Origin of the sequence: Chromobacterium sp. Beijing (assembly GCF_021496765.1) — a bacterium.
Lineage (GTDB): Bacteria > Pseudomonadota > Gammaproteobacteria > Burkholderiales > Chromobacteriaceae > Chromobacterium.
In genome coordinates this window covers 2,377,372-2,392,621 of sequence record NZ_CP053750.1, presented here as the reverse complement: position 1 = coordinate 2,392,621, position 15,250 = coordinate 2,377,372, and the positions used below count along the sequence as shown (strand labels likewise).

The window sequence follows — 15,250 nt, the reverse complement described above, 5'->3', positions numbered from 1 at the left end:
GAGGGCGGAGACGAAACGAGGCCTGAGGCGTTTCTACAACGGGATACGGCCTGGCCTTTGGTACTGGTCTGGACGAAATGGCGGAGGTTCATGCCGGAGCGGGCGGCGTTTCGCCCCCGGCGATGTTTTGGCGGTTTTGCGGTTGTTGTTGATTGCGAATGAGAGTGCCGGTTGGATTTTCCGCCGCTGCGATACGCAGTTCATCGCGGCTCCTTTTGTCTTGCATACACTTCAAGTGCCAATACACCATGAAATATCACTGCATCGGCATCGGCAGCGGGCCGTCCAATCTGAGCGTGGCTTCGCTCTTGCATGGCCAGCACGACATCAAGAGCATCTTCTTCGAACAGAAAGCGGCGTTCACCTGGCACGACGGCATGATGATTCCCGGCGCGGGGCTGCAAGTCTCCCTGTTCAAGGATCTGGTCACGCTGGCGGACCCGACCAACCGCTTTTCCTTTGTGTCCTATCTGCACCAGCACGGCAGATTGCTGCAGTTTCTTAATGCGCGTTTCGATCAGGTGTCGCGGCTGGAATTTCGCGATTATCTGAAATGGGCGGCGGAGAGCAACGGCAATATCTGCTTTGGCGAGCGGGTGCTGGAGGTCGATTTCGACGGCGGCGCCTTCGTGGTGCAGACCACGAAGCGAAGGGTGCAGGGCGACAATGTGGTCGTCGGCGTCGGCATTGTGCCGGAGGTGCCGGACTTCGCGCGCTCCTGTCTCGACGACAGCACGCATTTCCACGTCAATGAGTTCGCCGCCAAGGCCGGCGTCGCGGCGGGCAAGCGCGTGCTGGTGATAGGCGGCGGCCAGTCCGGCGCCGAGGTGGTGCTGGATTTGCTGCGCCGCGGCGGCGGCCAGGCGCCGGCGGCGCTGAGCTGGCTGTCGCGGCGGGAGAATTACTTCCCGCTCGACGATTCCCCGTTCACCAACGATCTGTATACGCCCACCCATTCCAATTATTTTTACGAGCAGGACGAAATCTTCCGCAGCGCCTTCATCAAGCGCAATCTGCTCAGCAGCGACGGCATTTCCGAATGCACCTTGCGCAGCCTCTACCAACAGATCTACTCGCTGCGCTTCATCGAACGCTCGCCTATCGACATCCGCCTGCTGCCCTTCCGCGAGGTGCGCGCCATCGGCCGGAACGGCGAGCGCTGGTCCATCGCCGCCCGCCATCTGGGCGCCAACGCGTCGGAAACGCTGGAAGCGGACGTGGTGATCTGGGCCAGCGGATTCAAGCCGGCGCCCACGCCCTTCCTGCAGCCCCTGCGGGAGCGCCTGGAGCGCGAGGGCGAGGAAATCGCCGTTGACCGCGATTACGCGGCGCTGGGCAAGCTGCCGCGCAATCGCAGCCTGTTCATCCTGAACGCCATCCGCCAGCAGCGCGGCCTGGCCGATCCCAATCTCAGCCTGACCGCCTGGCGCAGCCAGATTGTCATCAACCGCATGCTGGACGCGCCGCGCGTCGACAACGTCGACGCCGCCTTCGTGTCCTGGGCGCCGCTGGCCTCGGCGCGCGCGGACGAGCGCAAGAACAAGAGGGAATGGGCATGACGGCGCCCCGCATCGTCGTCGTCGGCGGCGGCATCCTCGGCTGCACGATAGCCGCGCGCCTGCTGGAGCGCGAGCCGCGGGTCCGGCTCACCCTGGTGGACCGCGACCTGGTCGGCGCGGGAGCATCGATGTATTCCGCCGGCGTCCATTTCCCGGTGGGACGCTCCGAGCGCGTGCGCCAACTGAGCGCGGCCAGCGCGGATTACTACCAGACCTTGCGCGCCCGCCATCCGCAGCTGCCCATGCACGGTTTCGACTTTTTCGTCGCGGCCGGCGCGGCCGACGCCGATGAGGTCCGCGCCCGCTGCGCCGGCCTGCTGCCCTTGTCGGCGGAGGAACAGTCGCGCGTCGCGCCGGATCTGCCGGTCGGCCGCGAGCTGTGGCGGATGCCGGATTGCCATGTGACGGATGTGCAGGGGCTGGCCTTATGGCACGCGCAGCGTCTGCGCGGCCGCGCCGAGGTGTTGGAAGGCGTGGGGGTCGAGGCGCTGGACGAGAGCGCCGACGGCGTCCGCCTGAGCTTGTCCAGCGGCCGGGAGCTGGCCGCCGACGCCGTGGTGCTGGCCCCCGGGCCATGGGTCAACGAGGGCTGCTGGAGCGGGCTGACCGCCGGGCTGGGGGTTCGCGTCAAGAAGGTGGTGGCCCTGCATCTTCAGCGGCCGGCGGAGGAGGGCGCCGCGCTGTTCTTCCCCGCCGAGGACGCTTTTCTGGCGCCGCTGCCGCACCGCGGGCATTGGCTGTTCAGCTACACCTGCCAGCAATGGGACGTGTCGCCGGAGCAGTGCCGGCAGGCCGGGGTGGAGGCTCGCGAGATCGCCGAGGCGCGCGAGGCGCTGCGGGGCGTCGCGCCGGCGCTGGCGCCGCTGCTGAGCTCGGGCCGGGTGTTCTGCGACGCCTACAGCCCAAGCCGCGAGCCGCTGGCGCAATACCTCGGCCGTCATCGACGCGTTCTGTTCGTCGGAGCGTGCAACGGCTCCGGTTACCGGCTGGCGCCCGGCGTCGCCGCGGAAGCCGTCGCCCTGCTCAATCACACTCTCACCAAGGGATAGCCGATCATGCACATCATAGAATTGAACGAAGCGCAGCGGTCGCCGGCTTTCGGCATCGAGATGGCGTCCATCGCCGGCCTGGGCGAGCAGGAGCAGGTGCGGCTGGCCTACGGCGTCGTCGAACCCGGCGGGGAAAGCCAGCCGCACAAGCACGACGAGCTGGAAGCCTTTCTGATTCTGAGTGGGGAGGGCGTCATCGACGCCGACGGCCGCTCCCAGCCGGTGCGCGCCGGCAGCCTGGTGCTGTTCAAACCGTTTGAAAAACACGTGTTGCGCAATACCGGCGGGCAGCCGCTGCGCTTCTGCGACTTCTACTGGCGGGACGCGGCCAAACGCGAGGCCGCCGCGCAGGACAACGGCGCCGCGCGTCTGAAAGGGCGGCCGGTATTCGTGTTTTCCACGCCGCCCACGCCCAACGGCGATCTGCACCTTGGCCATCTGTCCGGGCCCTATCTGGGCGCCGACGTCTATGTGCGCTTCCTGCGCGCCAGCGGACACGAGGCCTACCACCTGACCGGCAGCGACGATTACCAGAGCTATGTGGTGGGCCGCGCCCGCCAGGAAAACAGCAGCCCTCAGCAAGTGGCCAGCCATTATTCGGCGGCGATCCAGTCCACGCTGGATCTGATGGACATCCATCTCGATCAATACACCGTCACCACCCGGGACCCGGCTTACGCGGCCGGCCTGCGCGATTTCTTCTCGCGCCTGGTGCGGGGCGGCGCGCAGCTGCGTTCCGACGCGGCGCTGTTCGACGCCGAAACCGGCGATTATCTGTACGAGGTGGACGTTTCCGCCAAGTGTCCAAGCTGCGGCTCGCCCTGCGGCGGCAATATCTGCGAGGAGTGCGGCGAGCCCAACAACTGCGTGGATCTGGACGCGCCGCGTTCGCGGCTGTCGGACGCGACGCCGGTCACCGGCGCCATCCGCCGCTACATGATCAATCTGTCCGCCTTCAAGGACGCGGTGGAGCAGCATCAGCGCCTGGGCAAGGTGTCGCCGCGCTTGCAGCAATTGGCGGAGCGGGTGCTGGCGCGCAAGGACTACTGGGTGCCCATCACCCATCCGGCGCAATGGGGCGTGCCGCCGGCGGAGGAGGTCGAGGGCGAGCAGGTGATCTGGGTGTGGCCGGAAATGGCTTACGGCTTCCTGTACGGCATCGCCGAACTGGGCGGCCGGCTGGGCAAACCCTGGCAAGCCGACCGGCCGCAGCCGGACTGGAAGATCGTCCACTTCTTCGGCTACGACAACAGCTATTACCACTCCATCCTGTACCCGGCCTTGTACCGGATGGCCTTCCCGGACTGGCAGTGCGACATCGACTACAACGAGAACGAGTTCTACCTGCTCGACGGTCTGAAGTTCTCCACCAGCCGCCGGCACGCGGTATGGGGCAAGGACATCCTGAGCCCTGACAGCGTGGACGCGGTGCGCTATTACCTGGCGCGCACGCGCGGCGAGCAGGAGCGGACCAATTTCACGCTGGAGGATTTCCATGCCTGCGTGGAGCGGACGCTCTTGGGCCAGTGGCAGGCCTGGCTGAGCGGCCTGGGCGAGCGCTTGCGGCAGGATTTCCAGCAGCGGGCGCCCGACGCCGGCAACTGGACCGCCGCTCACACCGCCTATTTCGACGCGCTGAGCAATCGGCTGACCAGCCTGAGCACCCATTACGGCGCCGACGGCTTTACGCTCAACCGCGTGACGGAAGAGCTGGACGGGCTGGTGGCCGGCGCGCTGCGCTTCGCCAAATCGAACGAGCGCATCCGTCGGAATCCGGCGCTGCGCGACGAATACCGGACCGCGGTCGCGCTGGAGCTGGCCACGGCCCGCCTGCTGGCTCAGGCCGCCGGCCCGCTGATGCCGCGCTTCGCCCAGCGCCTGGGCCGCGCCTTGGGCATGGAAGGCGTCGACGTCTGGCCGGAAAGCGTGGAACTGTCGCCGCCGGGCGCCGCTCTGGACTTGGCGGAGCAGCGCTTTTTCACGCCGCTGCGCCGGGCGGGCGCGGCGGAGGAAGGGCGGTCATGAGCGAGATGAGGTCTCAAGCGCCGCGCGGCCCGGACGTCGATCTGGTCAACGCCATCGCGCTGCGCGGATGCGATGACGAGCGACATGTGATCCGCTTCCGGCAAGACGGCGTCGTGCGCGCCTGGACGCTGGCCGAGCTGGACCGCAAGGCGGCGCGCGTGGCCCGGCGCTTGCATGCGCTGGGCCTGCGTCCGCGCGACCGGGTGGGCGTTTTGTCCCGCAATCGGATCGAATTCGTGCTGTTGGATCTGGCCGTCCTGAAACTGGGGGCGGTGACCGCGGGCTTCGAGGCCGGGCGTTTCGAGCCGGCGCGCATCGTGGACCTTTACGGCTTGAAAGCCTTGTTCGCCGAGGGCGTGGACCGCTCGGGCGCGGTGTTCGACATCGCCGAAGTCCAGGCCTGGGCCGAATGCGTCGAGGCGGACGCAGCGGAGCGGCCCCTGCACGCCGGCTACGACCCGGCCGACGTGCTGGCGATCAAGTTCACCTCGGGCAGCACCGGCGCGCCCAAGGGCCTGGAAGCCACCGTCGCCAGCGTCAACAGTTCCATCAATGAAGTGCAGGCGATGTTCGGGCATGGGGACGGCGACAATCTGCTGGTGTTCCTGCGGCTGGCCTTGCTGCAGCAGCGCTACTGGATTTATTCGGCGCTGGCGTTTGGACACGACCTCACGCTTTCCGATCTGGATCAGGCGCTGGACATGGCCAAGGCCTGCCAGCCCACCGTCGTCATGGGCGTGCCGGGCTTTTACGAAGCCTTGCGCGCCAGCCTGTCGCAGCGGCACGGGGACGCCGATTCCGCCGCCCGCGGCGCGCAGATACAGGCCGCGCTCGGCGGGCGCGTCCGTTATCTGTGGACCGGCTCCGCTCCGGCCAGCCGGACGGTGCTGGAATTCTTCAACCATGCCGGCGTGCCGCTGTACGAGGGATACGGCAGCAACGAGGCCTGCATCGTCGCCAAGAACCATCCCGGCGCCTTCCGCCTGGGCAGCGTGGGCAAGGTGCTGCCCAACAAGTCCATCCGTTTCGACCAGGACGGCGTCTTGATCGTGGCCAGCCGCCATCCGGTCAACTGCCGCTATACCTGGTGCGATCCCGGCGTCAGCGAAAAAAGCTTCCTGCCCAGCGCCGAGGTCAAGACCTGGGATCTGGGCCATGTGGACGAGGATGGTTTCCTGTACATCCACGGCCGCGTGGACGACGTCTTGACCATGGCCAGCGGCCGCAATGTGCTGGCGAGGCCGCTGGAGGAGGGCTTGCGCCGGCACCCGGACGTGCACGAATGCGTGTTGTACGGCACCGGCAAGCCCTTCATCACGGCCATCCTGTCCCCGGCCTTGGCCGGGGCGGACGCCGAGGCTTTGCGCCGGCATATCCGGGCGCTGAACGAGGATGTTTTCCAGGAGGCGCGCATCCTGGCGGCGCTCATCGTCGACGAGCCGTTTTCCATCGAGAACGGCCTGCTGACTTCTCAATTCAAGCCCAAGCGCAAAATGATTCATCAGCGCTATATGGCGCAGCTGGACGACATCTATGCGCGCCACGCGCGGACGCCGGAAGCGTTTTCGGCGGACGCGGCGTATGTGCGGGATGGCCGGGCGCCGCAGCCCTCTTTCTGATACGCGGCCCGCTTAAACCTATGCAAGGAGCGATACATGACTTGGCGTAATTTGAAGGACCTCACCCTGGAAAACGAACGCGTGCGCTTGCGCCGGATTCAGATCGGCGATTACGCGGCGTTCGAGCGCATCGTGTTCGAGCCCGCCATCTGGGAGTACTTCGTCGCCCGCATCCAGACGCCGGACGATCTGGGCCGCTTCGTCGAGCAGGCGATACAGGACACGCTCAACGGCAGCCGCATCGTGTTCGCCATCATCGACCGCCAAACGGACCGCATCGTCGGCAGCACCGCTTACGGCAATCTCGCCGAGGGCGAGCGCCGCCTGGAGATAGGCTGGTCCTGGCTGTGCCGGGACGCGCGGCGCACCGGCATCAACCGCGCGGTCAAGTTCGAACTGCTCAAGCACGCGTTCGAAGCGCTGGAATGCGAGCGCGTGGAGTTCAAGACCGATGTGCTGAACGCCGGCGCGCGCGCGGGCCTGGCCGGCATCGGCGCAACGGAGGAAGGCGTGCTGCGCAGCTTCAACTTCATGCCCGGCGGCCGTCGCCGCGATGTGATCTATTACAGCGTGCTGCGCCAGGAATGGGAGCGGGTCCGCGCCGAACGCTTCCCGGCGCTGGCCGCCGCGGCAAGCCGTTGAGCGGCCGGGCCGGCATCAAGATGGACGCCCCCGACATGTCCGCGAGCCCGCAGATGAAAACCGAAGACTTCGTCTTTAGCGCCGGCGAGCACTGGCTGGCCGCCACCCGCGTGCAGCCGGACGCCGGCGCGGCAAGCAGCGTCCTCACCCTGCACGGGCTGGGCCAGACCGCGAACCGGCACACCATACGCTATGTGCTGGACCACCTGGCCGGGCACGGCCTGGGCTCGGTGTGCTTCGAATTCTCCGGCAACGGCGACAGCAGCGGGGCGCTGGAAGAGGCCTGCCTGCGGCGTCGTTACGAGGAAACGCTGGCCGCCGCGGAACACCTGGACAAGCGCGAGCCGCTGACCCTGATCGGCACCAGCATGGGCGGCCATCTCGCCGCCTGGGTCGCGCCGGTGTTGAAGCCCGCCTGCCTGGTGCTGTTCTGCCCTGCAAGCTATCCGGCCGACGCCGCCGAATCCCGTTTCGACGGCGGCCTGGCCCGTCCCGGCCCCTATCCGGACTCCCCGGCCTATGCCGGCCTGCGCGAATTCAGCGGCGACTTGCTGATCATAGGCGCCGGCAAGGACGCGGTGGTGCCGGCCGAGACGCTGGACGGCTATCTGGCCGCGGCCATGAACGCCCGCAGCAAGAAGATGGTCTGGCTGGACGACTGCGAGCATTTCATCCATCGCTGGCTGCCGCATCAGGACGCTTTGCGGCCGCAAGTGCTGACGACGATAAGGGACACCATTCTGCGGGCGCGCGCCCGCCAATAAGACCCACTAACAAAACCCCTGATCCCGCGTTGCGCCGCCTTGTCGTACGACTTGTACTGTCCGCGTCGGCGCGCCTTGGCTCAGGTTCTCTGCGAGGTTTTGTTAGCGGCTCTAAGTCTATTGGAGGAATCCATGCAACACGCTCCCGTTCTGATCGAAGCGAATATCCTGAAGCGGCGCGATGTCGCCAGCCTGGAGATCGTTGAAAACGCGTTCTCCAGCGGCCCCGTCGCCGAGGCCCTGCGCCGGGCGCCGGGCATCGAGCGCCGCCGGGGCTTGAGCAAGGAGGCGTTCGACCGCGAATACCGCCACCAGCAGCGGCCGGTGATTCTGGAAGGCTACGCCGCCGACTGGCCGGCGGTGCGCCATTGGAGTTTCGAGCATCTGGCCAAGCGCTGCGGCGCGACGCCGGTGGTGGTCAACAGCTATAGCAGCCAGCGTTCCGCCCAGGCCAGCTTCGCCGAGTTCGTCGACATGCTGATGCGCAACGAGGGGCCGGAGGCGACGCCCATCTATCTGCAGGAATGGTATTACCAGGCCTCCTGCCCCGAGCTGGCCGCGGACATGCCGGAACTGGACATCGCCCAATACGATTTCCGCCGCGATCTGTACGGCGAGGTGATTTCCACCAATCACCAGCTTTGGCTGGGCCAGCGCGGCGGCGTCACCCGGCTGCATCAGGACTCCTACACCATCGACGTCATGCATGTGCAGCTGGTGGGGGAAAAACACTGGACCGTCTTGGGGCCGCAGGCGATGTTGCCGGAAACGGAGACGGGGGGCGCCGATCTGCAAGCGCTGGCCGACGATCCCGCCGCCCAGCTGATGCAATGCACGCTGAAGCCCGGCGACGTGCTCTATCTGCCGGCGCTGTGGTTCCACCGCATCAAATTGCTGAGCAACTCCATCGGCCTGGGACGGAAGTGCCTGGACCAGGCCAATCTGCAAACCCATATCCGGCAACGGATGGCGGAGCTGCTGGCGCTCGCCCTCAATCCGGAAGAGGTCAAGCTCACCCATCCCGAACTGTTCAACGTGGTGATGATGCGCAACCGGGTCTGGGCCAAGCGCATGGGCATCGATTTGTCGAAACTGCGCCCATGATCCGGCTTTCGCCCCGCGGTGCGGGACACATCATCAGGAGAAAATAAATGAAGCAAGCACATGTATTGGTTGTCGGGGGATTGAACCACACGCTGGACAGGCTGGAGCAATTGGGCGCCCGCTATTCGATGATGCAGATCCCGGAGCGCGTCAATGAGCGCCAGTACGGCGCGGCGGTGCGCTACGCGGTGATGGATTACGAAGACATGGAGGAGGTCTTGCTGCTGGCGCGCGCCTGGCACGCCAAGGACCCGTTCGACGCGGTGGTGTCCTTCACCGAATACGGCCTGCATCCGGCGTCGCAATGCGCGATCGAGCTCGGCGTCGCCGGCGACAATCTGGAAGCGGTGCTGAACACGCGCGACAAGATCAAGATGCGGGAGCTGCTGGGCCGCCACGGCCTGAGCCCGGTGCGATACCAGGTCTGTCAAAGCCTGGACGACGCGAGAAGCTTTTTCCGCTCGCTCAACGGCGAGGCCATGGTGCTGAAGCCGTATGCCGGCGGCCTGAGCGAGGGCGTGTTCTTCGTGGATGAGGACGCGCATCTGGAGGCGCGCTGGAACGGCTCCCGCGCGGTGATGGACGGGCCGCTTCTGGCGGAGGAGTTCCTGCACGGCCCGGAGTACAGCGTGGAATCGCTGTCCATCAACGGCCGGCATGAGATCGCGATGATCACCGAGAAAGAGGTCACGGCGCTGCCGCGCTTCATCGAGCTGGGCCATCAGGTGCCGGCGCGGCTGGACGAGGCGCAGCAGGCGGCGGTCAAGGCCTTGGTCAGCCGTTTTCTGGACGTCATCGGCCAGAAAACCGGGCCCGCGCACACCGAGATCCGCCTGACGCCGTCCGGGCCCAGGATCATCGAATCGCAAACCCGGATAGGCGGCGATCAAATCTGGGAAATGTGCGAGCTGGTCAGCGGCGTCAACCTCACCGGCGAGACCATCGCGGCGCTCACCGATCTGCCGCGGCCCGAACGCAAGCCGGCTGCCAAGGCCGCCGCCATCCGCTTCTTCTCCTACGAAAACGCCCGCATTCTGGACGTGAGCGGCGTCGAGCAGGCGAAAAGCGCCCAGGGCGTGATCCGGGTGGAATGCCAGCTGCACGCCGGCCTGCGCTGCGAGACGCTTAAATCGTCCAATTCCCGCCAGGGCTACGCGCTGTGCGTGGGCGACTCGATAGAGCGGGCCGTCGCCAACGCGGAGGCCGCGCGCGACGCGGTGCGGGTGGAGTGGGAAGCGCTGAGCGCGGAGCAGGGCGGACTTTGAACCGTTTCTTGGATCAACTCGAATAAGAGCCGCTAACAACACCTCGCAGAGAACCTGAGCCAAGGCGCGCCGACGCAGGCAGTACAAGTCGTACGACAAGGAGGCGCAACGCAGGATCAGGGGTTTTGTTAGCGGGTCTAAAGACAGGCAAGTATGAACTCACATCCGGTCCGGCGCAGCGTGTTGTACATCACCGCGCATTACATCATGACCTATCTCGGCTACTACGGCCTGGTCTCCACCCTGGTGGTCACGCTCAACAAGGCCGGGTTCAGCGCCGAACGGATCGCCATGCTGGTCATCCTGTTCACCTTGACGACCAAGGCGGCGAAGATACCGCTGGCGCCGTGGCTGGACCGGATGGCGGCGACGAAGTCCGTGCTGATAGGCTGCGTCATGGCCGCGGTCGGCTTCTTGCTATTGTATTCGGCCAAGGATTTTTATTTGACCGCCTGTGCGCTGGCCCTGTCCGGCACCGGCATTTCCATCAACGCGCTGGCGAGCAAGCAGCTGGCCGCGGCGACCAGCGATATGATGGACAACCGCGCCAAGCTGTTCTCCATCACCTATATCGGCATCAATATCGCGGCGGCGGCGGCGGCGCCGCTGGCTCTGTACCTGGCGGCCAAGGGCAGTACCAGCTGGTGTTGATCGGCATCGCCGTCTCCTACTGCGTGGCCGGGGTGGTGACCTTCCTGAACTTCGGCAAGCTGGGCATGAAGCACCCCGGCGGCGGCGCGCCGTCGTTTCTGGCTTATTGGAAGCTGCTCTACGTGCCCGGCATTCCCCCCTTCCTGCTGATCAATTTCTTTTGCTGGCTGCTGTACGGCCAGCTGTTCAACGTGCTCGCGCTCTATGTCTCGGAAACGCTGGCCCAGCCGGGCAAGCTGGGCTGGCTGTACACCCTGAACGCCTTGCTGGTGATCGGGCTTCAGCTCTTGGTCACCCATCTGGCCCACCGCTGGAGCGGCGGCAAGCCGCTGGGCATTGTCCGTTCTTCCTACGCCACCTTCGCGCTGGCCTTCATCATGCCCTTCATGCTTCCGGGCTATATCGGCGCGCTGGCCTTCGTGCTGCTGTTCACCTTCGCCGAGATGATGTTCGCGCCCAGCATGGATGTGCTGCTGCTGTCCTTGATCGGCAAGGAGAGCCGGGCGGTCGCTTACAGCGTGCTGTCCATCAGCACCGCGCTGGGGGAGTCGCTGGGCGGGGGCATGGGCGTTGCGGTTTATCGCTGGATGGCGGATTACGGCCATGCCGGCCAATTCTGGCTGGCGCTCGCCGGCTTGTCGCTGCTGTGCATCGCCGTCGCCTATGTGTTGCAGGAGTCGAGCGCCGGCTTGCGCGCGCAGGCGGCGGGCGCGGTTTAGCGAAGCGGAGCAGAGCGTAAACCGCTGCTTAGAAGCTGCTCAAAGTCTTGCGAGCTAGAGCGAGACAAGGCGAAAACGGCTGAAGAAGCGGAATGTACATGTGGTACATGAGCATTCTGAAGTCGTTTTCAACGCCGTATCGCTGAAGCGCAGCAGACTTTGAATAGGTTCTCAGTGGCGGATCTGGGTGCTGCCGGCCTCGGCCAGCGCCTCCAGCAATAGGGCGGTGCTGGCGCCGGGCAGGCTGAACGGGTCCAGGCGCGCCTGGGCGGAATAGCGCAGCAGCAGCGAGGCGTTGAGTTTTTCCATCATCACTTCCGCCATGCTCCAGTTGGCGAAGCGGCGTTGCTCCATTTCCTGGTAGTCCAGCAGCGTCAGGCATTGATGGCGCGGATCATGGGCCAGTTTCTGGTACAGCAGATTGACCTCGGCGCGGCCGCCTTCCAGCGATTGCACGAATACGTCCTTGCTGTAGCACAGCACCCCGGTGATGCCCTGGGCCGGATTGTATTTGCGCGCGGCGATCATGATGTCGTCCACCAGATCGCTGTCTATGGATTTGTGCGCGCGGCTGCAGTAGGTCAGGCGTACCAGCATGATGTGCCCCTTGGATGCGAAGAAGCCGCGCCAGACCGGCGCGGCCTCGTTTCATCTTAGTCGCTGCGCGCCGTCTTGCCGCTGACCTTAAAACCTGTTCAAGATCTTGTCCCGTGCTTGCCCGAGAGACGGTGAACGGGCTCTTTATTTATGCATCAGGGACAGGAATTCGCGGCGCAGATTGGCGTCGCTGAGGAAGGAGCCGCGCATCACGCTATTGGTCATCTTGCTATTGCTGTCCTTGACCCCGCGCCAGTGCATGCAGAAGTGGTCGGCCTCCATCACGATGGCCAGGCCGTCCGGCTGCAGCTTCTTCATCAGCAGGTCCGCGATCTGGGACACCGCCTCTTCCTGGATTTGCGGCCGGGTCATCACCCAGTCTATCAGCCGCGCGTACTTGGACAGGCCGATCAGATTGGAATGTTCATTGGGCATCACCCCCACCCAGACGCGGCCGATGATGGGGCACAGATGGTGGGAGCAGGCGCTGCGCACCGTGATCGGACCCACGATCATCAACTCGTTGAGCTTCTCCACATTGGGAAACTCGGTGCTGGCCGGCATCTGCACATAGCGGCCGCGGAAGACTTCCTTGATGAACATCTTGGCCACGCGCTTGGCGGTGTCCTGGGTGTTGTGGTCGTGCTCGGTGTCGATGACCAGGCTTTCCAGCACGGCTTTCAGTTTCTCCTGAACCTCGGATTGCAGCAGGTCCAACTCGCCGTCTTCGATGTGGGCGGCGATATTGTCGTTGGCGTGGAAACGGACGCCGGCTTGCTGCAGGCGGCTGCGGATGCGTTGTGAGACCGGCAGATGGTCAACGGTATTGGTCTTGTTCATTGTGTTGGCAGTCTCGGATGCTTATTTATCATTTTGGCGCCGCCATGGCCGGCGGCTCTATCCATTGCGCATGACTTGGGGCAGGGCAGGCGGTGGGCGCCTCCCTGAAAGGCGGCGTGCTTGGAGCCTGGCCGATGCGACAGGAACGCTCCATGTTAGCACAAGCAAACGAAGCGCATCCGCAGCCGATGCGCCTAGTAGAAACCCTTAGCCCGTCAGGGCTTGACGCGGGAAGCCCTTAATTTGGCGGGCATGCAAAGTCAATGCCGGCGGCTGGCCATACAGGATATTGCTGTCCTTTTGGACGGGGTTGGGCGCGTGGCGGCGCCTCTCGCCGCGCCGGCTCAAGCCTTGTTGGCCGGAAGCGGGCGCGCGGCGCGGCGCAGCGTCCGTCCGCATTGGCGTTTTCGACACAGAAATTATCCGGATTGAATTTTCCTCCGCCTGGATTACCACTCACATAAGAACGAAAACTTATGGAGAGAGGCGGGACGGAATGAATAGCCAACAGCAAAACAGCCGGCAGCGCTGGGCCCGGGACTATGTGTTCGACGCATTGAGCCAATTGGGCATCCATCGCATTTTCGGCGTGCCCGGCACCAATGAGATTCCCATCATCGACGGCACGTCCTACCCGGAAAACCAGGTGGAGTACATCGAGTGCCTGCACGAGAACATCGCCATGGGCGCGGCCATGGGCTCGGCGCGGATGACGGGCAAGCCCGGCGTGGTGGTGGTGCACGTCACCCCGGGCATCGCCCACGGCATCGGCAATCTGTTCAACGCCTGGCGCTCGCAGGCGCCGCTGGTGATTCTGTGTTGCCAGCAGCAGAACGAGCTGGTCACGCAGGAGCCGCTGCTGGCCTCCAATCTGGTGGACCTGGCGCGGCAATACACCAAGTGGGCGCATGAGGTGCGCACCGAGCAAGAATTGCCGATGGTGTTGCAGCGCGCCTTCAAGGAGGCGATGGCGCCGCCCAACGGGCCGGTGTTCGTCGCCATTCCCTGGGAGTTCACCATGCGGCGCATCGGCGACGGCGACCGCCTGCCGGGCATTACCCGGATCTCCCCGCATTTCATCGCCGACGCCGACGCCATCCGTCAGGCGGCCGTCATGCTGCGCGAGGCGGTCAACCCATTGATCGTGGTGGGCGACGCCGCCGGCTACGCCGAGGCCTGGCCGGAATTGCAGGCGCTGGCGGAGTTGATCGGCGCGCCGGTGTCGCTGCAAACCTTCAGCAGCCTGGCCAACTTCCCCAATGGGGATTACCACTGGCAGGGCGAACTGCCCGGCGGGCAAAAAGATCTGCAGCAAGTGTTCGCCGGCCACGATGTCGCCTTTTTATGCGGCTTCAGCAACCAGGCTCAGGTCACGGTGTTCAAGTACAGCGACGGCCCCTTGATCCCGCCCTCGGTGCGCCAGGTGTATCTGAGCAACAACAGCTGGGACATCGGCAAGAACTACTACGGCGAATGCGCGCTGTTCGGCGACATCAAGGCCACCTTGCCGCTGCTGAACCGGGAGATCGGCGAGCAGCCGTCGGCGGCCGCGCGGCAGCGCAATGAGCTGTTGCGGCAAAAAGCCGAAGCGCGGCGCTTGCAATGGGACGTCTATCTGCGCGAGGCGATGCAACAGCAGGAAATCTGGGCGGTGGTGATCGCCGACGCGCTGCGTCTGGAAATCAGCGAACGCCGGCTGGAAAAGCAGTTCGTCTACGTGCACGAAGCGGTGTCGGACCCGGCGCCGTTCCAGTACCTGCTGCCCTTCACCGAAGAGGCCGCGGCGCCCATCAGCTACTACTGCGTCGGCGGCGGCTCCTTGGGCTGGTCCATGCCCGCCACCCTGGGCATCAAGCTGGAAGCGCAAGGCTGCCAGGGCATAGACACCCGTTTCGTGGTGGCGGCCACCGGCGACGGCTCCTCCTTGTTCTATCCGCAAACCTGGTGGACCGCTCAGCATCGCCAGCTGGGGGTGCTCTACATCATCACCAACAACCACGAATACCACACCCTGCAAATGGGCCTGCAACAAGTGGAGGCGATGTACGGCGACGCGCCGGGCTACGGCTGGCAGGCGCGCACCCAGGACCCGGAATACCTGCGCATCCACCGGCCCAAACCGGATTTCGTCGCCTTGGCCCAGGCTTTCGGCGGCATGGAGGGCGAGGTGGTGGCGCATCCGGAGGCGGTGCGCGCCGCGGTGCGGCGCGGGCTGGACCACGCGCTGGCCGGCCGCGCCTATGTGCTGGACATGCAGACCGTGGGCCTGGATCAGCCGCCGCCCACGCCGCAGCAGGCCAACGCCCGCTACCGCCATCAGCCGAGGCTGGATTGCTTCCACGTCCCGGACGGGGACGGCCAGCGCAATACGGACAACGGCCAGCCGGCCAATGTGCCGGTGATTTTCTGATCCCGG

11 protein-coding genes and 1 pseudogene are annotated in these 15,250 nt (G+C 65.3%); 10 read left to right on the top strand and 2 right to left on the bottom strand.

Going from position 1 to position 15,250, the window contains the following annotated elements; translation table 11 throughout:
* The first annotated feature begins 248 nt into the window (after positions 1–248).
* The 9 genes and pseudogenes from HQN78_RS11050 (at position 249) to HQN78_RS25825 (ending at position 11,397) form a co-directional block, all read left to right on the top strand.
* Positions 249–1,559, top strand: coding sequence for a lysine N(6)-hydroxylase/L-ornithine N(5)-oxygenase family protein (locus HQN78_RS11050; RefSeq protein WP_235089507.1), 1,311 nt, complete (start codon positions 249–251; stop codon positions 1,557–1,559).
* Positions 1,556–2,608, top strand: a complete 1,053-nt coding sequence (locus HQN78_RS11045; RefSeq protein WP_199225908.1) for an FAD-binding oxidoreductase — start codon at positions 1,556–1,558, stop codon at positions 2,606–2,608. Before HQN78_RS11050 ends, HQN78_RS11045 begins: the two co-directional genes overlap by 4 nt.
* Positions 2,609–2,614: 6 nt before the next feature.
* Complete coding sequence (locus tag HQN78_RS11040; protein ID WP_235089505.1) at positions 2,615–4,633, top strand: class I tRNA ligase family protein; 2,019 nt, start codon at positions 2,615–2,617, stop codon at positions 4,631–4,633.
* The gene (locus HQN78_RS11035; RefSeq protein ID WP_235089504.1) at positions 4,630–6,252 is read left to right on the top strand and encodes an AMP-binding protein; all 1,623 of its coding nucleotides are present in this window, start codon (positions 4,630–4,632) and stop codon (positions 6,250–6,252) included. The genes HQN78_RS11040 and HQN78_RS11035 overlap by 4 nt, the downstream gene beginning before the upstream one ends.
* 36 nt (positions 6,253–6,288) lie before the next feature.
* Positions 6,289–6,894 (top strand): GNAT family N-acetyltransferase, encoded by a 606-nt coding sequence (locus HQN78_RS11030; RefSeq protein WP_107800104.1) that lies wholly within the window; start codon positions 6,289–6,291, stop codon positions 6,892–6,894.
* A gap of 35 nt (positions 6,895–6,929) precedes the next feature.
* Positions 6,930–7,658 carry a carboxylesterase gene (locus tag HQN78_RS11025; protein WP_235089503.1) on the top strand — a complete coding sequence of 243 codons (729 nt, stop codon included), beginning with the start codon at positions 6,930–6,932 and terminating at the stop codon, positions 7,656–7,658.
* Positions 7,659–7,790: 132 nt separating this feature from the next.
* Entirely contained in the window at positions 7,791–8,762 is a 972-nt protein-coding gene (locus HQN78_RS11020) for a cupin-like domain-containing protein (RefSeq protein WP_107800102.1), read from the top strand.
* 47 nt (positions 8,763–8,809) lie between these two features.
* Positions 8,810–10,027, top strand: coding sequence for an ATP-grasp domain-containing protein (locus HQN78_RS11015; RefSeq protein WP_107800101.1), 1,218 nt, complete (start codon positions 8,810–8,812; stop codon positions 10,025–10,027).
* Positions 10,028–10,180: 153 nt separating this feature from the next.
* Positions 10,181–11,397 (top strand): annotated as a pseudogene (locus HQN78_RS25825) (MFS transporter).
* 171 nt (positions 11,398–11,568) lie between these two features.
* On the opposite strand, the gene HQN78_RS11000 reads toward HQN78_RS25825, so the two are convergent.
* Both HQN78_RS11000 and folE read right to left on the bottom strand, forming a co-directional pair.
* A complete protein-coding gene (locus tag HQN78_RS11000; protein WP_107798585.1) occupies positions 11,569–11,994 on the bottom strand; it encodes a BLUF domain-containing protein in 426 nt (141 codons plus the stop codon).
* Positions 11,995–12,138: 144 nt separating this feature from the next.
* Positions 12,139–12,834 (bottom strand): GTP cyclohydrolase I, encoded by a 696-nt coding sequence (gene folE / locus HQN78_RS10995; RefSeq protein ID WP_227107517.1) that lies wholly within the window; start codon positions 12,832–12,834, stop codon positions 12,139–12,141.
* Positions 12,835–13,330: 496 nt separating this feature from the next.
* Here folE and HQN78_RS10990 point away from each other — a divergent pair, with 496 nt between their 5' ends.
* Positions 13,331–15,244, top strand: coding sequence for a thiamine pyrophosphate-binding protein (locus HQN78_RS10990; protein ID WP_235089500.1), 1,914 nt, complete (start codon positions 13,331–13,333; stop codon positions 15,242–15,244).
* Positions 15,245–15,250 lie beyond the last annotated feature (6 nt).

Excerpts from the sequence above, each read along its gene's own strand:
- HQN78_RS11045 (WP_199225908.1), top strand. The coding sequence starts at position 1,556 with ATGACGGCGCCCCGCATCGTCGTCGTCGGCGGCGGCATCCTCGGCTGC.
- HQN78_RS11015 (WP_107800101.1), top strand. The coding sequence starts at position 8,810 with ATGAAGCAAGCACATGTATTGGTTGTCGGGGGATTGAACCACACGCTG.
- HQN78_RS11020 (WP_107800102.1), top strand. The coding sequence starts at position 7,791 with ATGCAACACGCTCCCGTTCTGATCGAAGCGAATATCCTGAAGCGGCGC.
- HQN78_RS10990 (WP_235089500.1), top strand. The coding sequence starts at position 13,331 with ATGAATAGCCAACAGCAAAACAGCCGGCAGCGCTGGGCCCGGGACTAT.
- HQN78_RS11025 (WP_235089503.1), top strand. The coding sequence starts at position 6,930 with ATGTCCGCGAGCCCGCAGATGAAAACCGAAGACTTCGTCTTTAGCGCC.
- HQN78_RS11040 (WP_235089505.1), top strand. The coding sequence starts at position 2,615 with ATGCACATCATAGAATTGAACGAAGCGCAGCGGTCGCCGGCTTTCGGC.
- folE (WP_227107517.1), bottom strand. The coding sequence starts at position 12,834 with ATGAACAAGACCAATACCGTTGACCATCTGCCGGTCTCACAACGCATC.
- HQN78_RS11035 (WP_235089504.1), top strand. The coding sequence starts at position 4,630 with ATGAGCGAGATGAGGTCTCAAGCGCCGCGCGGCCCGGACGTCGATCTG.
- HQN78_RS11050 (WP_235089507.1), top strand. The coding sequence starts at position 249 with ATGAAATATCACTGCATCGGCATCGGCAGCGGGCCGTCCAATCTGAGC.
- HQN78_RS11000 (WP_107798585.1), bottom strand. The coding sequence starts at position 11,994 with ATGCTGGTACGCCTGACCTACTGCAGCCGCGCGCACAAATCCATAGAC.
- HQN78_RS11030 (WP_107800104.1), top strand. The coding sequence starts at position 6,289 with ATGACTTGGCGTAATTTGAAGGACCTCACCCTGGAAAACGAACGCGTG.